Source organism: Paraburkholderia ferrariae NBRC 106233, assembly GCF_000685035.1.
GTDB classification, from domain to species: Bacteria; Pseudomonadota; Gammaproteobacteria; order Burkholderiales; family Burkholderiaceae; genus Paraburkholderia; species Paraburkholderia ferrariae.
Genome location: NZ_BAYB01000008.1, coordinates 350,477 through 372,533 on the forward strand (window position 1 = coordinate 350,477; position 22,057 = coordinate 372,533).

The 22,057-nt window shown below is 59.3% G+C and carries 16 protein-coding genes; all 16 read right to left on the reverse strand.

What is annotated here, in order from left to right:
* Nucleotides 1–35 precede the first annotated feature (35 nt).
* The 16 genes from tssJ to tssC all read right to left on the reverse strand — a co-directional run bounded on the left by tssJ (nt 36) and on the right by tssC (nt 22,019).
* On the reverse strand, nt 36–566 hold the full coding sequence (gene tssJ, locus BFE01S_RS10400; RefSeq protein WP_028225431.1) for a type VI secretion system lipoprotein TssJ: 531 nt from the start codon (nt 564–566) through the stop codon (nt 36–38).
* Between the two features lie 13 nt (nt 567–579).
* Nucleotides 580–1,698 carry a type VI secretion system baseplate subunit TssG gene (gene tssG, locus BFE01S_RS10405; RefSeq protein WP_028225432.1) on the reverse strand — a complete coding sequence of 373 codons (1,119 nt, stop codon included), beginning with the start codon at nt 1,696–1,698 and terminating at the stop codon, nt 580–582.
* The gene (gene tssF / locus BFE01S_RS10410; RefSeq protein WP_028225433.1) at nt 1,695–3,503 is read right to left on the reverse strand and encodes a type VI secretion system baseplate subunit TssF; all 1,809 of its coding nucleotides are present in this window, start codon (nt 3,501–3,503) and stop codon (nt 1,695–1,697) included. Before tssF ends, tssG begins: the two co-directional genes overlap by 4 nt.
* Before the next feature lie 152 nt (nt 3,504–3,655).
* On the reverse strand, nt 3,656–5,254 hold the full coding sequence (gene tssA, locus BFE01S_RS10415) for a type VI secretion system protein TssA (protein ID WP_028225434.1): 1,599 nt from the start codon (nt 5,252–5,254) through the stop codon (nt 3,656–3,658).
* On the reverse strand, nt 5,251–8,814 hold the full coding sequence (locus tag BFE01S_RS10420) for an ImcF-related family protein (RefSeq protein WP_028225435.1): 3,564 nt from the start codon (nt 8,812–8,814) through the stop codon (nt 5,251–5,253). The genes tssA and BFE01S_RS10420 overlap by 4 nt, the downstream gene beginning before the upstream one ends.
* A complete protein-coding gene (locus BFE01S_RS10425) occupies nt 8,811–9,941 on the reverse strand; it encodes a hypothetical protein (RefSeq protein WP_245621075.1) in 1,131 nt (376 codons plus the stop codon). The genes BFE01S_RS10420 and BFE01S_RS10425 overlap by 4 nt, the downstream gene beginning before the upstream one ends.
* A 115-nt stretch (nt 9,942–10,056) precedes the next feature.
* Nucleotides 10,057–10,314 (reverse strand): PAAR domain-containing protein, encoded by a 258-nt coding sequence (locus BFE01S_RS42930; RefSeq protein ID WP_084169699.1) that lies wholly within the window; start codon nt 10,312–10,314, stop codon nt 10,057–10,059.
* 175 nt (nt 10,315–10,489) lie between these two features.
* Entirely contained in the window at nt 10,490–11,332 is an 843-nt protein-coding gene (locus tag BFE01S_RS44170) for a hypothetical protein (RefSeq protein ID WP_169742616.1), read from the reverse strand.
* A complete protein-coding gene (locus BFE01S_RS46530; RefSeq protein ID WP_407668198.1) occupies nt 11,277–12,014 on the reverse strand; it encodes a hypothetical protein in 738 nt (245 codons plus the stop codon). The genes BFE01S_RS44170 and BFE01S_RS46530 overlap by 56 nt, the downstream gene beginning before the upstream one ends.
* Nucleotides 12,011–12,949 carry a hypothetical protein gene (locus tag BFE01S_RS44180; protein ID WP_156966969.1) on the reverse strand — a complete coding sequence of 313 codons (939 nt, stop codon included), beginning with the start codon at nt 12,947–12,949 and terminating at the stop codon, nt 12,011–12,013. Before BFE01S_RS44180 ends, BFE01S_RS46530 begins: the two co-directional genes overlap by 4 nt.
* A gap of 486 nt (nt 12,950–13,435) precedes the next feature.
* A complete protein-coding gene (locus BFE01S_RS10435; protein WP_028225438.1) occupies nt 13,436–13,693 on the reverse strand; it encodes a PAAR domain-containing protein in 258 nt (85 codons plus the stop codon).
* A gap of 903 nt (nt 13,694–14,596) precedes the next feature.
* A complete protein-coding gene (locus BFE01S_RS10440) occupies nt 14,597–14,854 on the reverse strand; it encodes a PAAR domain-containing protein (protein WP_028225439.1) in 258 nt (85 codons plus the stop codon).
* Nucleotides 14,855–14,990: 136 nt separating this feature from the next.
* Complete coding sequence (locus BFE01S_RS44185; RefSeq protein WP_156966970.1) at nt 14,991–15,470, reverse strand: hypothetical protein; 480 nt, start codon at nt 15,468–15,470, stop codon at nt 14,991–14,993.
* A gap of 4 nt (nt 15,471–15,474) precedes the next feature.
* Nucleotides 15,475–18,030 (reverse strand): glycoside hydrolase family 19 protein, encoded by a 2,556-nt coding sequence (locus tag BFE01S_RS10445; protein ID WP_028225440.1) that lies wholly within the window; start codon nt 18,028–18,030, stop codon nt 15,475–15,477.
* Between the two features lie 8 nt (nt 18,031–18,038).
* Nucleotides 18,039–20,378, reverse strand: coding sequence for a type VI secretion system Vgr family protein (locus BFE01S_RS10450; RefSeq protein WP_028225441.1), 2,340 nt, complete (start codon nt 20,376–20,378; stop codon nt 18,039–18,041).
* Between the two features lie 96 nt (nt 20,379–20,474).
* Nucleotides 20,475–22,019: a type VI secretion system contractile sheath large subunit gene (gene tssC, locus BFE01S_RS10455; protein ID WP_028225442.1), complete on the reverse strand. Its 1,545-nt coding sequence runs from the start codon at nt 22,017–22,019 to the stop codon at nt 20,475–20,477.
* Between the last annotated feature and the right edge of the window lie 38 nt (nt 22,020–22,057).

Consider the following 22,057-nt stretch of genomic DNA (forward strand, 5'->3'; position numbering starts at 1 on the left):
GCCACTCGCCTTTCCTGGCCGATGCCACTTCGACGTCACTGCGAAGCTTTGCGCCCCGTCCCCTCCCCACCGAGCAGAAGCTGGTCAACGAGTTCGAGCTTCAGCGGCTTGTCCGCATCGAGCTTCTTTTTCTCGATCACGTATTTCCAGCCGTCTCCGCTGCCCGGGTTGCGGTAGAACGCCACGACGGCCACGTACTTCGTATTGGCTTTCATCGGCTGCGACAGGCTCGCCGACGCCCCCGGGTTCAACGCCGCGGCCATGCCGTCCTGCAGATCCTGCGCAAGCACGGTGCGGTCGCTTTTCAGCAGATCGTCGTACGAAGCGCCATCGAAAAGCTTGCGATCCCGGAGCTGATACACGCGCACCGCGACCGAGGTCGGCCGGCCCGCATCGTCCGGATTCAGGGCCTCGCGCGCGGACAGATCGACGTTGAGTACCTTGACCTGCTTGTAAAACACAGCGTGGTAAGCACTCGACGTGGTGTCGGACGCAGCCTGCCAGGCGCCGCAGGCCGGCAGCAGAAAGGCAGAGACAGTCGCCGCAATCGTCAGGCGGTTAAGCATCATGGTTCCCCGGTTAGGTGCGTTTCGGAATCAGGTAAGGATTGGGCGCCGGCGTGGGAAACGCCTCGGTCATGCCGAGTGAAATCGTGATCGTGCGCTCGTCCTCGGCGGGCAGCACCGTGGTCCACCCCAGGCGCGGCGCAGGCCCCGCGGATACCGCGCCGATGGCCGGCAGCGGCGCGATCCGCGACGACACCTGCATGCGCAGATGGACGTCGGCCTTCACACCCACATAAAGCCGCACGAACGCCAGCAGCTCGCGATTGAGCCACGCTCCCGGCAAAAGATCGTGCGCCTGCTGCGCATTGGCGGGGCGCAGCGTGACCCGCGCGGCACGACTGCGATAGGCAAGCCGCCGCCCCAGCACGTAGCCTCCGCCCAGCCCTCGCCGTGCGCCCTCTCCCTGCGCTGCGGGACGAGAGCTTAGCGGCAGCGGTTGCCCGGGGCGCGTGAGCACGGCAAAAAATTCGTCGACGCGCACTTCCACGCCCGGCACCGCCAGCGCAATCACGCCCGCGAGACCTTCAGGCGTGCGGGTCTTCAGGTTCAGGAGACCCAGCAGCGCAAGCATGCGGCAATCGGGCAAACCCGCGCGCTTCGGCTTGTCGCCCCAGCCGAATCCGACGAGGCTCAGCAGGTTGCGCGAATGCGCGTCGGTGCCGCCCGGCCGGAAGCTCTCCGGATAGCGGTACTTCTTCCATGCCCGGTACAGCATCGTGACGAAGCGGTGATCGAAGCGGTCGAGAAACGATTCGACCACTTCATGTCCCTCTTCGCGCAAGACAATGTCGTCGATCAGGTGCGGCGGCATCGCCGCATCGACGCCATACAGCCCCATGAAGGTCGTGCGCACGGTGGGCAGCACCGGCGGTGCGGCTTCATCGGCTTCGTCAGTTGTGTCGCCTGTGTCGCCGAAGTCGACCGCGGCGACCTCGCCCGCCGGAAATCCGGCGCGCGGCCACGAGCCGAAGCGCACGGGCTCATGCCCGGGCGTATCGCGCGTACCGAGGCCCGGGCGGTCCGGCGCACGGACTTCGAGCAGACGGCACAACTGCATGAAGTTCATTCGGGGCGCGCGGGCCAGCAGCGAGGCGACCAGGGGCTCGAGATCGGGAGAGTCCTGCGGCTTCATAGCGGCGAATGCTCCGCCTTGCTGCGCGGCCAGACCGTGCGGGTCTGCGACGGCAGGCTCACGATCGCGAGCTTCGTGAACAGGTTGATTTCCGCATACAGCGCGAAGAACCGGTGCAGCAGTTCGCCGAACAGCATCACATCGCCCTCGCCCGCGAACGCATGAGCATCGAGTGTGACCTCGATCAGCACGCCGCGTTCGACCGAGCCGCCCGACACCTCCTCGAGCAGTTCCTCGGAAACCCGGAGGATGCCGTTGAGGCGGCGCCGGTTCAGTTCGTCGTCGGTCCAGTCGTAGAGGCCGAGCGCGCCGCGCAGCACCTGCGCGTCCATCAGCGAAAGGAAGTTGGGCGCAAGGTGCGACAGAACCCGCCACTGGAACCGGTCATCCGTTGGCGGATAAAGCGGCAGCGTGGGCGCGACCAGATTGCGCACGCCGGCAACGTTCGGCGTGCTCGCCGCGAGTTCGTTCAGACTGGCCTCGCGCAACCCCTTGCGCGGCAGCATACCGTTGGTGCCGGTCACGCGCAGCGAGAGACTTTCCTCCGGCAGCGTCTCCATCGTCTCCCAGGCATGGCCGCCGAGGACGACCCACGTTTCATGCAGCCCCGACATGCCCGGCCGCACGCGCGCGTGAAAATACCGCTCCGGCGCCTCGTGACGCAGCATGCCCCCACGATGCCGGAACGTGGCGAACGGCACGTATTCGTAGCGCTCCGCCGTCACGTGGTCGAATGCCTCGATGGCATCGACCGCGTATGTTTCGACGTGCTCGCCCTGATGGCCAGCCGGCACGACACGGTATTCGGTCTCGTGATGATTGATCTCGATGGGTTCCGCGTCCAGTTCGAAGAGATTGATGACGGGCGAGCAGAACAGCCGCACGTTGTCCCGGCTGAAACGCTGGTCGGACGGGTAGGCATCCTTAAGGACGATCTCGAACTCGAAACGGGTGGCTCCTGCAGGCAGCCTTGCCACATCGAGTCCACACAGATCGACAAAGAGAAACTTCTCCCGGAACGAAAAATATTCGAGCAGAAGCTGATAGCCCGAAAACGCAGCCTCCGCCTTGGGCCACAGCCGCTCTTCCGTGGAGAAGCCCGCAGGCTCGATCGTGACGCCGGCTACCTGCAGCGCCTCGCCATCCCGCACTTCCGGAATGCGCCACAGGATCGCATCGACCTGGCGCGTGAGCGCGAGGTGCATGGAAAACGCCACCGGCAGATCGGCGTTCAGGTGCAGGCGCAACCGAGACAGATCGGTTTCCTCGCGCCGTGCCGAATGATGAAGTTCGAAGCCCAGCCGGATGACCGAGCGGCCGTCGTGCCGCACCGTTGGTTCGGCATGCGTAATGGTGAGCGGCTGCAGCATCACCGCCTGAGTGGTGCGATAAAGACACTGCACCGTGCGTGGTGTCGTGCCCTCGGCGCCCGCCGCGGGCGGCACGCTGATCGGCGCGGAGCGGATCGGCACACCCGCAGGCACGACTTCGGTCCGCTGGAGCTTCTCCCGAAGCGAAATCAGTTCGACGACCGAGAGTGACGGCATCATCCGCAGATAGTGCGGCCACAGCAGGCTCACGAGCCCTTCGGTGAGTTCCGGCAATTCGTCGTCGAGTTTTTGCTGCAGGCGCCCGGTGAGAAAGGCAAAACCCTCGTGCATCCGCTCGACGTAGGGATCGCGGTCGCCCACGCGATCGAGGTTGAGCATGCGCGCCCGGTCCGGATACGCCTTCGCGAACTCTTTCCCGGATTCGTGCAGATAGCGCATCTGGGCTTCGTAGTAGCGCAGAATCGGATTGTCCATCGAAATACTTCCTGTTATTTACTCGTAGTGCAGATCAGATTGGAACCGTTACCTGATGTTCTGGATTCCGATGCTGCTGTACGCCGGTGACTCGCAGGCAACAGGCGACGTTGCCCGATTGCCGCACGAACGGATCGCCGCGCGTGCCTCGCTCATTGAGCCAGCGTCAGCGCGCGGGCAGGATCGAGTGTCGTCATCTCGCCCTGCAATTCGCCCATCCTGCGGGCGAGCGCCGGCTTGTCAGCATCCTTGCGGTTGCTCGTCGCCTTCAGCGCTCGCAGCAGTTGATGCTTGACCTCGAAGACGAGCGCAGGATCCCAGCGCACGAGCGGCAGCGATTTCGCGGATGCGTCCAGTTCGACCAGCAGGGCGAGCGCCGTGTCCGCGCGTCCCGCATGATCGGCGAGGCGCGCCATGACGAGCCGCTGGAGGTAGCGGTGGCGGTCGGTCTTCAGACCAGGCAGAGATTCGAGCCATGCGAAGGCGGCTTCGATCCCGTCGCGCCCAGCCAGATCGCGCGCCTGCGCCTCGATTTCCGGCCAGTCGCCGGCAGCATCGTCCTCGCTATCGGCCGAAACCGGCAGCGGCGCGACACCTTCGCCCGCTTCGAGATCGCGAACCACGGCATGGCGGGCGATCCATTCGAGCGTCGTATCGTCGGCGAACGGCGTGCCGTCGCTGAACGACAGCCGTTCGAGCCCGGGCAGCCGTTCGAGAAAGAGCGCGAAATCCGCGCGCAGCAGTTCGCGCCACGCGCTGTACGGCGCGCCCACGTGATCGAGGGCGACGTGCTGGAAGTACTGCAGGTCGAACCACAGGTGATTGACGCCTTCCATGAACGCGCCCTCGACACGTTCAAGCAGTTCGTGCCACTGCTTCTGCAACACGAGCCGCTTCATCTGCTGACGCAACTCGGCGCGCGGCGCCGCGAGCCGCGTATGCGCAGCCGGATCGGCCGGCGGCACATCGTGGAGCGTGTCCCAGCGGATGCTGCGCACGAGCCGCACCGAAGGCAGATAACCGTTCTCCTGGTCCCGCAGCCACACGGCCATCGTGCGCACCTGATCGAGCAGATCGCGCGTCGAGACAATCGGCCCGGATGACGTCCCGGCGACGGCTGGCGACGACAACACGACCGGATCGTCTTCGTCGATGCGATCGGTGCGACCCGCGCCGTCCCTGCGCTCAAACCGCGACACCAGCGGCTGCAGATTCGGACGCGCAGCCTCCGGCCACGCCCCCGTGAGCGTCACCAGAACGTCGAGCGCCGCAAGCGCGCGTTCGAGATCCGTCTGCGCGAACTCGCCGCGAGACTCCAGCAGTTCCAGCATGCGCGCGGTCGCAAGCATCTCAAGGGCGCCCTTCTTCGCTTCGGCGCGCGCGGGCAGCACGGCAACGCCGAAGCAGTCGACGAGCGCAGCGGCCAGTTCCAGACCGTCCGCAAAACCCGCGGTGCCATCCTGCCGCAGCCTCGCAAACGCGTAATACCCCGCGAGGCGCAGATCCTTGCCGGTCTCCTTCAAAAGCTGCTCGCACGACCGGGCGATCAGACTTTCGTCGATGCCCGTGAGCTTGCCCGCCTCGTCCCTGAGCGCGAAGAACGCATCCTCGTAGCCGGGGTCGCGGCCGACGCCGGCTTCGCCCGGTAGCGGCTGCAACCACGGCGACCATGCAGCGAGACGCAAGCGCGCAAGTTCGCCGGCATCCTCTCGCGCCGGAAAGAGGTGCTTGAACAGATGTCCCAGCTTCATTCCGCCTCCGGCACGGTACCGTGCGGCAAAGGCATCGCTGCGTGCTTGGCCGCGGCGATTGCCGCCGGCGGCAGAGGCGGAGGACTGCTTGCGGCGGCCTTCGGCCCGGGCCTGGCGCCGCCGGTCAGAAAGATGCGCGCGGGCAACGCAAAGTGCCGCAATTGCAGAACGTCAAGCGGACCGGCCCCCGCATCGCTGCGCAACTGAGCCCTGAGCGGAATGCCCTGGCTCGAATCCGGCGCCCATGTCAGCAGATAGCGTGCATTGTCCTGCTGGGAGATCTTCGCGCGCTCCAGCAGCCGGATCAATCCGAACCTGCCCTGCGCATCGAGCGCCGAACGCAGACCGCCCTGCTCGGTCTGCCATTCGATGTGCGAAAGATTTTCGAGCGACTGACCCGGCCACTCGAACGGCATCCACTCCTCTTTCTGGTTGAAGTAGTCGAGGGCACGGCCGGACAGCACCAGCTTCATCTCCGTCACGCCCGGCGTCGCGACACCGCGCAGATCGAACCGGATATGGGCATCGCCGGACGGAAACAGCACATTCGCCACCCGTATCAACCGGTTCAGCCCTTCCAGAAAACCCGGGTCGAGCCGCAAGGCATCCTGTTGCGTGCCCGCCCCCCGCATGGCCACCCAGCGGTCGCCCTGACGCTCGACGACGCCCGCCAGTTGCGTCGCGACGAACTGCGCGATCACGCCGTTATCCGGGCGCATGAAGCGGGCCATTTCGGGCAGCGACGCATCGTTGTCAGAATCCGCGAACGGATAGCGGCCTCCGAACGCACTGTTCCAGTCGGCGACGATCGAACTGCGCCAGATGTCGTTCAGGCTGGCTGCCGCGGGCTGAACCACCGCCTGCCAGGTCTGGTCGAGCGGTGCCTGGAACAGGTCGCCCAATCCCGCCCAATGCTCGCCAAGGCTCGCCGCCACCCGACTCGCGTAATCGCGGCTGTCCGCGATATCGGAGGTCCTGCCCTGCAACACCGCCTGCGCCGCCACGCGCGACATGGCCTCCGTGTCGCCGCCGTTCACCATCTGCTCCAGCTTCAGGCGCATCGCCGTGACCCGTTCGAGATAGCGGGCGAGGCTCAGGTCGCCGGTGTTCGTGACCTGCGCGGCCGCCTTGCCGGGCTGCACCGGCGCGCCGGACACGAGGTCGCTGCCGGTCAGGCGCAGGATCGGACCGAACGCCTTCGAGAGCGGTGCAAGCTGAGGCTGCGCCTGCTTTGACGGATCCTTCTCGTCGGCGCCGACGAGTTGCTGCGCTTTGCTGATCAGCGTATCCGAAAGCGATGGCGCCGTGACGCCCGCACCGGCCTGATACACGATGGCATTCATGAGCGCGACGAGCGGCGAGCGTTGCGGGTCGCCCAGCAGCGAAAGCTGGTCGGCGGTGGCCGACAACGTCGAAGCGGACTGCCAGCGCAGGCTGTTGAGGAACTGCTCCCATGCGCGCGCGTAGTCGTCGAAGTAGCGCTGCCGTAGTTCGGCCTTCAGCGTCGACGACGTGGTGCTTGCCGTTTTTGCGTCCGAGAGCACCCAGTCGCCGGCCACGTTCCCCTGCTCGCTCGCGTCTTCGATCGCATTCGCAATGCGCTGGTCCCACGCTTCGCGCGTGAAGACGCCCGGAATGGTCTGGGCCGTGTTGAAGAGGCCGCGCCCGGTAGTGTCGCCAAGCAGGCTCGCCAGAGAGACCGGGGGATACTTCGGCCTGGCGTCATCGAGGATCTGCTGGTAGATCGCATCGGTCGAGTTCTGGATGCCGCGCACGCCGATGACGGTCTGCCGCGTCGCCGCGACCAGGTTGCTGTCCGGCACGATGGCGAGCGGCGAGCCGTTCGCAGCGGGTCGACGGCCCAGGTGATCCGCGAAGAATGCAATAGCGTGCTGGCGAAGGTCCTCCCACGTGCCGGCCGAAAGCGGCGAGTCAGACGGGCGGGCAGGCGCCTGCGTTGCCAGGAGCTGGGGCGTCAGGAAAGACGCAATGGCCCGCTCGGGCTTCGCGAGCATCAGGTAGGCCTTGAGCGTATCGTAGGCGGCCTGCGCCTGAGCGTTGCCGCCGCTCGCGATCTCGGCGTCGGACATCAAGGCGAGTTGGCGCAGGCGATCCTCCAGTTTCTGGCGCATCGGGCCGACGAGGATTCGGCCTGTGGCGTCCTCATAACCGGGCCACAGTGCGGCGAGCAGGGCGCTGTCGCGATTCAGACCAAAGCGCGTTGTCCAGGGTGCCCCATCGCGCTGGCGCGTCTCAAGCGTGTCGATCTGATTGTCGAGGCTGCCCAGTGTCTGCATGCCCTGCGTCGGGCTCAGGATTCCTGACAGTTTCGCGAGCGTGTGTTGCGCTGCGCCGATCGTTGCGCGGTTCGAGAAGCCCGACACCATCGTGCCCGCGATCCAGAGGCCGACCACGCCGGTTGCCATCCACGCAGCGATGATCGAAGGCGAAAAACCGACGCGGCGGCCGTGAATTTTTCGGCTGTGCTCGGCTATCGTCTGCCAGACTGAGCGCTGCTGTGGGGTGACGGGATCGGCTTCCGGTTGATCGTCTGTCTTGCCGTCGGCCTTCTCCGCGGCTTTGGGCGTTGCAAGCCCCCTCTCCCTGAAGAGCGGTGCAAACAGGAGCCCGTGAACGGCCTGACGCCAGTAACGCGAATTCGCCGTCTGCATCACAAGTCCCGACAGGGCACTACCTAGGCGCTCGATATGCTGCGAAAGCTCGGCCGGATAGCGGTCGTAATTGTCGGCGGCAAGCCTCGCAACACCTGTGTCTGCCAGATTGCGCATGAGGCCTTGCAGCGAGGCCCCGACTTCTTCGGCATTAACTCGCGTGTTTGCCCAGGTAAAACCGATCGCTTCATCCGGACCCGTCGGCTCGGTGCCAAAGTCCGTCACGTTAACCAGATAGGCCGGCGCCGCCCAGCGCAGCGCGCGAGCATGGCGTGCGAGCCGTTGTGCAAGGCCGTCGACGTCAAATGGCGCGGTTGCGGAAATACGGTTGCCCGTGACCGCGACGATCGCATCGACCGGGCGACGATGACGCAGGCGGCGGATTTCCTCGAGCCAGCCTGTTTCGAGTTTGTCGCTGGTTTGCTTCGCGTAAAGCAGGACCGTATCGCCCGTGAACGTGTAGCCGGTCTCGATGAGCCCCGGAGCCAGGCGTTTCACCAAGGGTTCATCTCCAGCGACAAGCACCCAACGATCGCGCCAGCGCCAACGCCAGCCATGGCGGTCCCGGAGCGCTTCTGCCAGCGACACAGATCTGGATGAACTGGTTGCCTGATCTGATTTCGGAACGTTTGATTGCGCGTCATATTGCATCAGCCACCGGGCCGCCCGCATGGAAGCGATCCAGAGGAGAATGGCCTCAAAAAGCTTCACAAGAATCAGGCACAGCAGCAGCCCCGAGAGAAGGCCTAGTTCAATAATGATCCGTGTGTTTTGACTCCACCCCTGTTCCATCCCCCCGAACCACGTCGCAAGGCCAAGAATAATAAACAGGATGGTTATCGCAATACCAATGAAAAGCGCTGCGGGCCGTGGCTTGTGATCGTTCATGTTTGTTTCTGGCATACCAGTGCAACCAGGTCATCGCCTTCCTGCGCGATAACGAGCTGGGGTTCGTTCATAAGTGCTGCGTTTGCAGCGGCCAGCGTTGTCGCAAGCCACGCGCGTGCCGCACCAGCATTGCCAACCGTCTCATCTACGTTGACGGGCCTCATCAGGTGTCCAAACCGGCACGATGATCGAATGGTCCTCGAGGCATCCTTGCCAAGTCCGGTGCGCCATGTCGTTCCGGTCTCGTCGAACGATGTCCTTCCCCAACGGACGGCAAGCTTCAGTACGTCCGCCACGTTTCCCGAGGCTCCACGCGCCGGGCGATGGATGCGTAGTGCAGGCTTGTCGTTCATCTGTCCGGCAACAGCAGGACTGCCAACAAGCAGCATCGACGCGGCCTCCGCGACTCCGTTAGCAAGCACCTCACTTGCTGCCTTACGCAACTGGACAGCAACGAGAAGACGAACGACATCAGGGCGAGCTCCGTCGTGCCACGAATCGGCATGGAATAGCGAAAGTTCCCTGGTCGCGGGATTCACCTCGACGCGCAACGACGGAAATTTTTCTTTCAGAAGCGACTGCAGACGTGCAACCCATGTGGCAGGCTGCAGTACAGTGTCAATGCAAAAGTCCACACTCATTGACACTCTCCGGGGAAGCTGAAGAATCTGGGGGGCCAGGTCTCTCATCAACTCGTTCAGTAGCCATTCACAGACTTCCGTCTGACGCGCATGTTCGGTCCGGGTGTTACCCCCATAGAACCGCTTGCCCGGTATCTCGAGCCAACGGGCCATCACGTCGGTGTTGGGCCTGACCTGGCTGGAAGCCGGACACAGTTTTGTTTTCCCATCAACCAGATCTTCGACGGAATTTTCCTCCTCGCTGGACGAAAATCTCCAGGCGTGTCCCAGAACGGCCAACGGCTGACTTGAAAGGTCGTGACGCTGCTTTTCAATGTCATCGGCGGTCCGGTTTGTAGCCAGTGCGGCGTTGATGCGCACGTATGTCCAGGCGAATCGGCAAGCTAGCAGAAGCCCCCACGTCAGGACGGGAAGTACGGCCGCACGAAACCAGAACCCGGCTGTGTTCGTTGGCTTGCCAGCAGGCCAGACGAAAATGGTCAGCAACGCACTCGCCCCAAGCATGAGGCAAAGCAGAAGTGCCCAGACGAGAATAGACGGGTGCGATACTTCCGGGACCCTGGCTCGCGGCGGAATGCGCACAAAATCAACGGGCATGGAGTTACCGGACCTTTGCGCCGTCAGTCGAGGCTATCAGGACACTGCCGCACTGCGTTGCGTCACCATCTCTCGACAAAGGCGTACCAGCGTCTTTCATGCTGCTGCTTCCTTCAATGATTTCGTTGTCGCCGTGGATTGGGCAGGATACAAGGATGCCAACCTTCGCTGTCCGCCGTCCCTTCACCTTGATACGGTCGGAGCCTGAAAGAACCTTGCCACCGTGGCTTGTGCTGTCACCTTCGTATGCAAGTTTTTTCATCTTTTAACAGTCCCAGGTCTATCGACCTGATTCACACTAAAAATTGATTCAATGTACTATGCGCAATCAGAATTAGAGCCTTATATTGTCATCCTCGATCGCCATCCACATTAAAGTACTGCACATTCAATTTTTATCAAGCAATCCTTATCATGATAACAATTCTTTCAATCTACTAATTTCTATTATTTTCTTGCACGTTGGCATCCAATGCATGACACATTAGCCACATTACTAAGGGCTTCGTCTCGCCAGAATACTCAACTTGGCACCATCCCGCAGTAGCCTTATCAACAGTGACCCGATCCCTTTCGATCAAATATTTTCTTGTCTTGCTTTTAACGTTAGGATCTTCAAAAAGATAGCTCTTACTCTTCAATCTTACAGAAATAGGCTCGTCGTCACTCATCAGCGTGGCAAAAGGGGAATTCATTGCCTGCTGAACATCACTCTTTGATTTGTAAGGATATTCATAAATCTTCTTTCGCCCATCCGATACCCAGCTGTAATCGGCCCCAAACCACTCAGAAGCGCGCTCATCACGACGCAAAGTGTTCCCAAACGGGTCAAAGACAGCAACGGAGTAGAATTTACCGGACGAATTCGGCTCCACGAGAGATTCTCGTATATCCATAGAATGAATTACGAATATCTCCTCTCGATGACCGTGATCTGCCGTCAATGAAAACGCGTCAACAATCTCACCAGGCGTATCATCATAAAGGAGCCCCCGTCCTTCCGCCTTCACGGGGGCGTTCCCATTGGGGATGTAGTATAGCGAAATTGCGTCGGCACCGATTTGCGTCCCAGTCTTAGGGTTTAGCACCGGTTCCTGAACAAAGCAAATCGTCCCAACTTTAATGTCCAGCGGCGGATAGCTTTGCTGCCCATGAATATCGGCACATGTACTTTTCGCAAATGCCGAACCGCATATCAAAATAATCACCCAAAAAAGCAAGCTTTTAATCATCCGTACACCCTGACGAAAAAAATTCATCAACGAAGGCACCGTTTGCATTTGGCGCAATTTTCTTCGTGAAGTCTTTAGTCAATATGATTGACGCACCGCACCTCTTACAAATAAGATTTTTGGCAGTGAAATTTCCGACCAAAGCAACCGGGTGGATATGAAAAACGTCCGAACCCGGAAATCCCGACACACCAGCCGTGACCTCATCCCACCACACGAGATTGGTGATGCGCTTCTTTTCCTCTTCGTGCTCCGGTTTCGGCCCGGTGTGCTGCTCAATCGCACTGATCAGTTCCTGCCACTTCGCCGGGTTGGCCCACTCACTCTCGTGCTTCGGAATCAGGCGCGAGGCCCGGAAGGCAACCCAGGGGAAACCGGAGTCCTGCGCGCCTTGCCCAATGCTGGAGAGTTCGTCCGCAGCGTACGCACCGTCGCCCGTCGGGAAAAGCACACCAACTTCGCCATCAGCAATGCTGCGCACCCCACCCTTGAGGTCCATTGACTGCCCGGCACCCGCCTCGGTGACATGGATGCCGCCGTGCCACATCCCCCCGCTGCTTACCGGGAACGAGCCTGATGATTCCTGTTTCAGAAGCCGGTACACCTCGTGCTCGTCAGTAAAGTCTGCTGCGGCGCCACGATTGCCTTGTCCCTTCTTGCGAAACGGAAAGGCAAACGTGATTTGCTTCAGGGGGGGTGTCGGTGTAGCCGCAGACGAACTGTTTGTCATGAGTATCCTATCCAATTACTGGTAGAGCACGCGTTCACATCTTCACAACGAATCCATCGCTCGATAATATTTCCGCTCTTCTGACGATACCTTGATGGCATAAACCCCTGCGACAAGCTAGATTCATTCACCAATACCGAATCGCCTTTCACAAGGTAGGCTCTGGTAACTGATGATTTCTCGGGTTCTGCATAGAGATATGCCTTCTTGGAAATCACTGCGTGGACGACCCACGCGTCCGACTCAACTGGCGCCACGTGGATAGATGTGCCTTTCCGGCCACTACTCAGGATCTTCTTCAGCTTGGCGGCGTTTTCGGTGTCTCCATCCCGCTGCAATTTGACAAGTAGTTTCGAATAGGTGCTTCTGTTGCCTGCATTCGGTGGGTCGCACGCAAGCAGATTGCCAAATGAGGTACCTTCCGCCAGATAGGCCAAGATTGGCGGCCGTGAAATTTGGTTTCCGCTTTTGTATTTCGATACGTAAGCCGAATAGGTGTCGGCTACATTAGGTGGACTATCGAAGATCGGCTCAATGTTGATGGACCACTGGTGAGGCGGGTGCCATTCTCCACCACAGACAGCATCTTGCGCCACATGCACAACGCAACCGTCCTTCATACGCACAAAAGCACACAGATACTCGGTATGCGCAGACACACCGCTGGAATCGGTGAGATCTCCTTCAGCAGAAAAACTCACGATCGAGTACTGCCTGTCCGGAGACAGACTGTTGGTGCCAAGCTTGTAAAAGTTCAATCCCTCATCGAAGGGGGTAAACATCGTGCCATCTGGGCGCTTAAAGCGTAACGGCCGGTAGACGTTGTGCCCGCCATTGGCATACTTTAAAACGCTTGATCCACCCGACACACTTACTTTAGCCTGAACGCAGGCAGACAGTACTGCCAAGAACATAAATAGGAATTTACGAGTCATTTGGATTCCTACAGTAAGCCGCGAAGTTGGCTATAACGTTCTACCGCAGAGTTCATGCGGCGTGATGGGCCATAGATCTGAAATTGACACTCTCCGGGGAAGTTGAAGAATCTGGGGGCCAGGTCTCTCATTAACTCGTTCAGTAGCCATTCACAGACTTCCGTCTGACGCGCATAAAGGTCGTGACGCTGCTTTTCAATGTCATCGGCAGTCCGGTTTGTAGCCAGTGCGGCGTTGACACGCACGTATGTCCAGGCGAATCGGCAAGCTAGCAGAAGCCCCCACATCAGGACGGGAAGTACGGCCGCACGAAACCAGAACCCGGCCGTGTTCGTTGGCTTGCCAGCAGGCCAGGCGAAAATGGTCAACGACGCACCCGCCCCAAGCATGAGGCAAAGCAGAAGTGCCCAGACGAGAATAGACGGGCGCGATACTTCCGGGACCTTGGCTCGCGGCGGAATGCGCACAAAATCAACGGGCATGGAGTTACCGGACCTTTGCGCCGTCAGTCGAGGCTATCAGGACACTGCCGCACTGCGTTGCGTCACCATCTCTCGACAAGGGCGTACCAGCGTCTTTCATGCTGCTGCTTCCTTCAATAATTTCGTTGTCGCCGTGAATCGGGCAGGACACAAGGATGCCAATCTTCGCTGTCCGCCGCCCCCTCACCTTGATACGGTCGGAGCCTGAAAGAACCTTGCCGCCGTGGCTAGTGCTGTCACCTTCGTATACCAATTTCTTCATTCGCTAGCACTCTAGTTCACAGTCAATGACCATCTTTCTAGTTGTCAATATCATTCGCAGGAGGCACAGTGCGAATACCTCGAAATGCGCGAGGACTTATCGCCTGATAGTCACCCGGGTCGCAAGTCAGATTTGAAATGGTTTTGCCTGACTTCTTTATATATAGACCAGAAGGGAAGCCGCTGTAAATTACATAATTATATTTTCCAGATTTGAATTTTAAATGCGTGAATTTAGCATTCCCCTGGTCAATATCACTAATAGAGAAAGAATTCCTCGGAGCATAAGGGAGATTTGGATACTCTAGCTCGACATGACTTAAGTCGCCAAACCGATATTGAACATAACCATTTTCTGGCGAAATATTTCCTGACGCACAAACTGAAGCTATTTTTTTTGCGATATGGCAGCTAAAGTACACCTCCTCGTGTGCCTTGCATAAGGTAGTCTCCTCGGCCAATGCTGATGAACAGCCAATGCACGCGCAGAGTGCCAAAATGAATCGAATTACTCTAATGAAAAAACAAGAAATCATTTAAAGTCCCCTCTATTCCAAATCGTCTGGAAATTCTCCACTCTGTCACCGTAACTATCCGTGTGCAAATTCACAACTGCAGTAATCGCGTTCACCTGTTCCGCAGTTGAACCTTGGTCTGCCAGTTCAGTATCCAGGCGAATCGGCAAGCTAGCAGAAGCCCCCACGTCAGGACGGGAAGTACGGCCGCACGAAACCAGAACCCGGCCGCGTTCGTTGGCTTACCAGCAGGCCAGACGAAAATGGTCAACGACGCAGCCTCCCCAAGCATGAGGCAAAGCAGAAGTGCCCAGACGGGAATAGACGAGCGCGATACTTCCGGGACCCTGGCTCGCGGCGGAATACGCACAAAATCAACGGGCATGGAGTTACCGGACCTTTGCGCCGTCAGTCGAGGCTATCAGGACACTGCCGCACTGCGTTGCGTCGCCATCCCTCGACAAAGGCGTACCAGCGTCTTTCATGCTGCTGCTTCCTTCAACGATCTCGTTGTCGCCGTGAATCGGGCAGGACACAAGGATGCCAATCTTCGCTGTCCGCCGTCCCCTCACCTTGATACGGTCGGAGCCTGAAAGAACCTTGCCACCGTGGCTAGTGCTATCACCTTCGTATGCGAGCTTCTTCATAGACACTTTGCGTTACGTTCGTGTTGATCTCAGTGAGCAACTGAGGGGACCCTCGCTGATTCAGCCAGGTACCATTAAGCGGACGTGGACAGTCGCCTCATCCCGAATTAGCCCACGAACTCTTGCATTAGAAATTTTATTTTGCGCCAATATTTTTGTAATTTTCACGAGGGAAATTCTGATACGCATCCCGCCTAATTGACGCATCATTATTGCACATCATATTTGCAATTTTCAGATCATTATGATATATCACGATGCCAGCTGAAAAAATCGGCCCCTCATCGGTCTTGACAGTTTTATCATAAATATAGTAATTGTAATCATTATTCGAAAATCGAATATGACCCTCTCCACCCCCAGCATACGGAATGTTGCTAAAGAAGAATAAATTCGATTTACCGGCATCTGATAGCACGAGTCGATATCCTGCTCGACCACCATCCCTATATGTCAGCACATTGTCTTTCTTTGATCTACAAAGTGACGCCGTGGTTTTTTTTAGTTCGCAATTGAATATTACTGCCTCGTCAGCATTGCACATTCCTTCCGCCCTAATTTTTGCGCCAGAAAATAAACCGAAAATCAACAATACGATGATTTTATAAGCACGCACAGAGTTACTCCTGATAAAGTCCGAGCAGGGAGGCAATTCTGTTATAACGGGCCAACCGGTCAAGATATCCGTTTTGCCCGCCATTGACGATTTGCGTAACATTTTCCACAGTCCCAGAGTCCGCCGTAGGGTTTAAACTTGTTCTAGACCAAAATATAAATGCCGACTCTACGCCATACTCGATGTTTGACAATACGAGATCTGGGTTTCCAACAAAATCTTGCCGATCATCTGGCGACCTGCGATTATGCTCATCCTGAAATGCCTGATACCCACTCTTGCCGGTAACTTGGATAAACCCGCGGCCACGATACTTAAATCCATCACCGCTCGGTTCGTCATCGTTTCCGTTGCGGTTCGCATATACGTAATCGCCAAGATGCTTCGCATTGTGCGCGTAATATGATTCTTGCGTCCACAGTTTGTCCCGCAAACGCCCAAGCGTGCACTCGTCGTGGTGCTCATCGTATCTTTTTGGCCCACCTCTACACCCAAACGTTTTACGCATTTGTTTGGGCGAGTAATCTAAGCCTTCTTCCGATGAACGAAGATGGCTTTCATGTGCAGCCTGCGACAAGAAGTGTGCAATCCGCTTCGGAGTGTTTACAGCGTAGACTTTCGCGTATTTATTTATGTATGGCAGAATCTCAGCGTAATATTCTCGGGAATTATTTGGCTCTGCGGCTACGAGCATCTCGATGGATATTAGCCCGGGGGCATTTTTAAAATTTCCTACCAACGCAACCGGATGGATATGAAAAACGTCCGAACCCGGAAATCCCGACACACCAGCCTTGACCTCATCCCACCACACGAGATTGGCGATGCGCTTCTTTTCCTCTTCGTGCTCCGGTTTCGGCCCGGTGTGCTGCTCAATCGCACTGATCAGTTCCTGCCACTTCGCCGGGTTGGCCCACTCACTCTCGTGCTTCGGAATCAGGCGCGAGGCCCGGAAGGCAACCCAGGGGAAACCGGAGTCCTGCGCGCCTTGCCCAATGCTGGAGAGTTCGTCCGCAGCGTACGCCCCGTCGCCCGTCGGGAAAAGCACACCGTAGATTGCAGCCATGAGCGGGCTAAGTTGGGCCTTGGAGCCCCGGTCGGGTGTCTGCTGCTCGCCTGCCTGATAGGCGACATAGTCCTGCGTGTTCGCAAAGATGGTGTGCGCTGGATCGTGGTCCTCGTCGTGACACTCGAAATCCACCCAGCTTTGAGCATGTTCGCGGGTCACCATGCCCCCGGCAAAGCTTTGCTCCCGCACCCAACCTGAAACCGGATTGCGTTGAATATCCTCGCTGTCGATTTTCCACCAGGTGCGCTTCTGCCCGTCGTTGCCAGGCTGCGTTTCCGTGACCATGTGGCTGGCATCGTGCGGTAGCGTGGCAAATCCACAGACCTGGATCACATCGGTCGGATTCGGCTCCTCGACAGGTTGTGCGGGAGGCGGGCCCTGGTACAGATGCACGCCGCTGTTCACGCGCAAAATGGTGGGATCCGTTGACACGCCAAGTTGGTTCCACTGATTCTTGTTCCCGGTCGTGTCCTCGATGTGCGCGTCGACCCAGTTCCGTCCGTCTTCAATAAACTGTTTGATGGTGTCATCACAGAACACCTCAATGTGCACCATCCGGGTGAAGGTTGAATTGCGAAGGGAGTCGAAACGACCGAGGTAACCGAGCACATCACCCGCGTTGACCTTGACCCGTCTTCCCTCCGGTACGACGTTCACCGAATCGAAGGAGGAATCCGGCACGACGTTTTTTACGACAGGACCATCGTGCCCGTGCTCCTTGCCCAGGAATATCCATTTCCCGATGGCAACGGCTGGATCTACATACTCACCAACCTTGGGCGCGTACAGTGCTCCGGGCGCGTCCGCTATTTGTCCCCAGGATCCCTCGCGTTTCGAGAGACTCACCTGTGTTCCCTGCGGGAGAATCCCGAGCACGGCTCCGTGAGGTTTGCTTGCGCGGACATTCAGTCCTGTCTGCCCGTCAGGCACCACCTGGCCGTTGGTGCCTGATTTGGGTTTGTCGGAAGCCTCCTGCGTCACTTCTACCTTCGCAGCCCAGTACGCCGGCCACGGCAATGCCGGATCACTTTCGTAACCGGCGTAGTCCTGCAGATGCATATACAGGCTGAAAAACGTGAGCGTCGTGCCACGTGGAAATTCTATCGTGTGCTTCACCAGTGCAAAACCCGTGCTGTACGAGGCGTTGATCTCGGGTTGACCATCGGTGGCCGGGATCTGGTTGACCAGATAAGCCCGATTCAGGCGCCACGCGACAACTTCGCCATCAGCAATGCTGCGTACCCCAGCCTTGAGGTCCATTGACTGCCCGGCACCCGCCTCGGTGACATGGATGCCGCCGTGCCACATCCCCCCGCTACTTACCGGGAACGAGCCTGACGATTCCTGCTTCAGAAGCCGGTATATCTCGTGCTCGTCTGTAAAATCCGCGCCAGCGCTTCCATTGCCCTGCCCTTTCTTGCGAAACGGAAAGGCGAACGTGATCTGTTTCAGGGGAGGTGTGGGCGTGGCCGGAAAGGAACTGTTTGCCATGCGATTTCCTATTCAGAAAAACCAAAACCCAGGTTGTCCTTAACATCTTTCAACGGTGTACCGTTCCAGTTCGGAAACGTGAAGTTGCCGCCGGCCGCGTCGTCGACTTCCAGATTGCCCTTCGCATCGATCTGGCCGCTTGGGCTGGCCAGTTCAATACGCCCATTGGCGACCTTGATATACGCGCCGGACCCATCGCCGAGCGTGATGCCTTTTGACGCGGTGATCATGACTTCGCCAGTGGAAGAGCTAACCACTACGTTTTTAAGCGCCATCAGCTCCAACTCGTCGCCCTGCGCCTGAACCTGTACTTTTCCCTTTGCCGAGAAAATCCGGATTCCAAGTCTCGCCGCAAACAACGATATGGCCTCACCGGCTGCAAAGGTAATGCGCTTGAGTACCCCCACGTCCAGGCCCTGGCCGGCAGTGACGAATATCTGCTTCTGGGCCGCCAGTTGCATGTGCTGGCCGCTGGCAATACCAACGCCGTCGGGCGCACTGGCAACGACCACGGACTTCTTGAGCGCGATGAGCCTCTGTTCGATAAGGTCGCGCTGCTGTTCAATTTCGGCAACCCATGCCTTGGCGGCATTGGCCGAATCATTGAGCGAGCTCAACAACTCTTTGGCTTGCTCGAGCGTCGCGTTTGCATCGTTCATCGCGAGCTGCTGCCCTGAGGCGCCAGGCTGCGCCTCAGCGGAAACGAGTACGCCCTTCGCCCCCCGAACGGCAACGTGTTCATCCGAGCGCAACTCCGCCCCCCGCCCCCGCTCCTTGCGCTGGTCATCGACCATATGCCCGAGATTGAGCTCACTGGTCTGAAACGGCGTCGTCAGGTGAATATGCTCGACACCTTCCTTATCCTCCATCCGCATCTCATTCTGCGCGGCCGTCCGAATCAGGTTGCGCGTATGGTTGAGATTGTTGACGAGATCCGGATGCAGGCTGTCATGCATCGCCCCGATGATGATGGGCCGGTTGGGATCGGCCGCCGTAAATTCCAGCGCCACCTCCGCCGAATCGATCAACGGAAAGTGGTGGCCATAGTTATCGCCGCTATAGGGCTTGGCAAACCGCACAGGCCGGCTAGTCCCCCCCGGACTCCACTCGTCCAGATCGAACGGCAGCTTGATCACATACCAGCCTTCTTCCGTTAAATAGGCATACTTATAATTTCCGGGCGACGCAATCCGCGCCGGGAGAACCCCTCTGATCTCCGGTTTCGCAATCGCTGCCATCGACGTGCGCCAGATCCGATCCGAAGGAATTCCCTCGAACGTCACCCGGTACGACTTGTTGCGGCCGCCGTGCGAGCGGACCGACGTGATGAAGATCCCATGTTTCGCATCCACCGGCGCCGGATCGACCAGCATGACCTCTCCGGCCTCCAGCCAGAACGGATTGCCCGTGCCGATGAACGTCACCTGCCCCGCGAGGTGGGCCTCGTGCCGCAAGCGGGCAATGCGCTGCCCCTCTTCCGGCGTCTCGTAGTGCTCGCCCCAGTGATAATCGACGGCATTCGTGGTCTTGTCGCCGCGTGCGGTGTTCTCTTCCACCAGCAGCGACACATCGGCCTGGCGGTGGTTGTAGTCGTGCAGCCGCACCGATTGCGGCACGCGCAGGGTACGACGTCGCAGCGACTTGATCGCGTCCGTGCCAACGCTTTCGAGCCCCGAATCACGACGATACGGCACCGTACGCTGCTTGCGCGCGTACGCATCCAGATCGTCGCCAAACACCATCGCGGCGTAATCTTTCTTCTGCTCCCAGCGAAACCAGATGCCCTCTTCCGCACAGATGCGCTGGATAAACGCGAATGTCGTCTCGTGATATTGGGTGATGTACTCGTGCCGCTTGTACTGGCCGCGCAGGTTAAACCTGAAATCGACGCCGGCCCGATAACCGTAGTGCCGCAGCGTGTCCGTAATGATCTCTACGACCGACTGCTTCTGGAACAGCCGGCTTGTCTTGCCGCGATTGAGGTCCGCCACCGCGGGCTCGAGCCTCACGCGGTAGCGCGTCTCGTCCGCGGTGGTCTCGAGTTCGTCGAAACTCGTGATGATGCCGTGGACTGTCTGCGCGGGCGGCTTCTTGCTGAACTGCGCAGCGTTCTCGCCGAACATGCGCTGCAGATGCCCCATGTCAGGATCGATCGGATCGACGATAAACCGGGCAGGACGCCCGAGCACCTGATCCATCGGAATACCCGCCGTCGGGCTGGTGAATTCAATCTCGTACTCGTAGAGCTGGCTGAGCTTGTCGCTACCGACAAATTTCACGATCGAGAACGGGGCCGGTTGCGGCGCCAGTTTCAATGCATAAGCCTGCAATGGCATGAGCCACGACATCGGACTTCTCCCCGGATACGCAAAACGCAGAAGCACCACCGGGGCGCCCACAGGCGCCCCGGCGCTTGCACAGCACACGTCAGATCAGCCGCGCGATCAACCCTTGGCCTTGGGCATCTGCGACACCAGCGACAGGCCGATGTCCATGCCTTCCACCTGGAAATGCGGGATGATGAACAGCTTGATGCGGAAGAAGCCCGGGTTGTCCTCGATGTCTTCCACCGTCACCTTCGCCTCGCGCAGCGGATGCGAAGCCTGCAACTCGTCGCCCGGGTCCTTCATCTCGGTCACGAGACCCTTGATCCAGTTGTTCAGCTCGAGTTCGAGCAGACGCCGGTCCTTGGTCGTACCGATGTTTTCGCGCTGGATCATCTTCAGGTAGTGCGCGATGCGCGAGAGCAGGAAAATGTACGGCAGGCGCGCGTTGATGCGGCTGTTGGCCGTGGCCTCTTTGGTCTCGTACAGCGCCGGCTTCTGGGTCGAATTGGCCGAGAAGAAGCACGCGAAGTCGTGGTTCTTGTAGAACGAGAGCGGAATGAAGCCCAGGTTCGCAAACTCGAACTCGCGCGTCTCGGGAATCAGCACTTCGGTCGGGATCTTCGGCTGCACGCCGGTGCCGAGGTCGTACAAATGCACCGGCAGGTCTTCGACCTTGCCGCCCGCCTGCGGACCGCGGATCTGGACACACCAGCCGTTGTTCACGAAGCTGCGGGCCATGTTGGCCGCGAACGCGAACGAGGCGTTTACCCAGCAGTACTTGCTGTGGTCCGGGCCCTTCACCGCCTCTTCGTAGTTGAAGCCCCGCACCGGCACCGTGTCCTTGCCGTACGGCAGGCGCCCCAGCACGCGCGGCATCGTCAGGCCGACGTAGCGCGCATCGTCCGTGTCGCGGAAGCTTTTCCACTTGGTGTACTCGGCGCGGTCGAAGTAGTTGCCGATGTCCTGGATGGCCGCGACTTCTTCCATCGTCTTCTTGCCGAAGAATTTCGGACCGACCGAGCCGATGAACGGCATATGCGCGGCCGCCGCCACCTTCGAGATGTTGCGCAGCAGTGCGGTGTCCATCGGCGAGTTGTCGAACTCGAAGTCGCTGATCATCGCGCTGACCGGCTGACCGCCCGGCGTGTCGTATTCCTCGACATAGGTGAGGCGATAGAGGCCGCTCTGGATCAGCTCGGGCGTGTCCTCGAAGTCGCGTTGCAGCGCTTCCTTCGACACGTCGAGCACCTCGATGCGCGCGTTGCGGCGGAAGTCGGTCTTCGAAACCAGCATCTTGAGTCCGCGCCAGCGCCCTTCGAGCGCCTGGAACTCGGGGCTGTGCATCACGGCGTCGAGTTGCCGGCCGATCTGGCGATCCAGCTGGCCGATATGGAAGTCGAGCAGCGACTTGTCCAGGCGCTCCACGGGCTGGCTCGATTTCGCGACGAGGTCGAGAAACGCGCCCATGCCGCGCGCGATGCGTTCGTCGGCCGATGCCTCGGAGAGCGCGTCGTTGTCGCGGAACACTTCAAGAGGACGCGCTTCGGAAACGGGCTTGAGGTTGATCTTGTTGCACAGCGCCGCGTACACGCTGTCGGTTTGCTGCGGGGCGTCGAGCACGACAGTGCCCGCGGCGCCCGTGCGCGATTCGTTCTGGTTCATGGCTTGTCCTGTCTTCGTGTGGAACGCAAGCGGGTTGC

Excerpts from the sequence above, each read along its gene's own strand:
- tssJ (WP_028225431.1), bottom strand. The coding sequence starts at position 566 with ATGCTTAACCGCCTGACGATTGCGGCGACTGTCTCTGCCTTTCTGCTG.
- tssG (WP_028225432.1), bottom strand. The coding sequence starts at position 1,698 with ATGAAGCCGCAGGACTCTCCCGATCTCGAGCCCCTGGTCGCCTCGCTG.
- tssF (WP_028225433.1), bottom strand. The coding sequence starts at position 3,503 with ATGGACAATCCGATTCTGCGCTACTACGAAGCCCAGATGCGCTATCTG.
- tssA (WP_028225434.1), bottom strand. The coding sequence starts at position 5,254 with ATGAAGCTGGGACATCTGTTCAAGCACCTCTTTCCGGCGCGAGAGGAT.
- BFE01S_RS10420 (WP_028225435.1), bottom strand. The coding sequence starts at position 8,814 with ATGAACGATCACAAGCCACGGCCCGCAGCGCTTTTCATTGGTATTGCG.
- BFE01S_RS42930 (WP_084169699.1), bottom strand. The coding sequence starts at position 10,314 with ATGAAAAAACTTGCATACGAAGGTGACAGCACAAGCCACGGTGGCAAG.
- BFE01S_RS44170 (WP_169742616.1), bottom strand. The coding sequence starts at position 11,332 with ATGCAAACGGTGCCTTCGTTGATGAATTTTTTTCGTCAGGGTGTACGG.
- BFE01S_RS46530 (WP_407668198.1), bottom strand. The coding sequence starts at position 12,014 with ATGACAAACAGTTCGTCTGCGGCTACACCGACACCCCCCCTGAAGCAA.
- BFE01S_RS44180 (WP_156966969.1), bottom strand. The coding sequence starts at position 12,949 with ATGACTCGTAAATTCCTATTTATGTTCTTGGCAGTACTGTCTGCCTGC.
- BFE01S_RS10435 (WP_028225438.1), bottom strand. The coding sequence starts at position 13,693 with ATGAAGAAATTGGTATACGAAGGTGACAGCACTAGCCACGGCGGCAAG.
- BFE01S_RS10440 (WP_028225439.1), bottom strand. The coding sequence starts at position 14,854 with ATGAAGAAGCTCGCATACGAAGGTGATAGCACTAGCCACGGTGGCAAG.
- BFE01S_RS10445 (WP_028225440.1), bottom strand. The coding sequence starts at position 18,030 with ATGGCAAACAGTTCCTTTCCGGCCACGCCCACACCTCCCCTGAAACAG.
- BFE01S_RS10450 (WP_028225441.1), bottom strand. The coding sequence starts at position 20,378 with ATGTCGTGGCTCATGCCATTGCAGGCTTATGCATTGAAACTGGCGCCG.
- tssC (WP_028225442.1), bottom strand. The coding sequence starts at position 22,019 with ATGAACCAGAACGAATCGCGCACGGGCGCCGCGGGCACTGTCGTGCTC.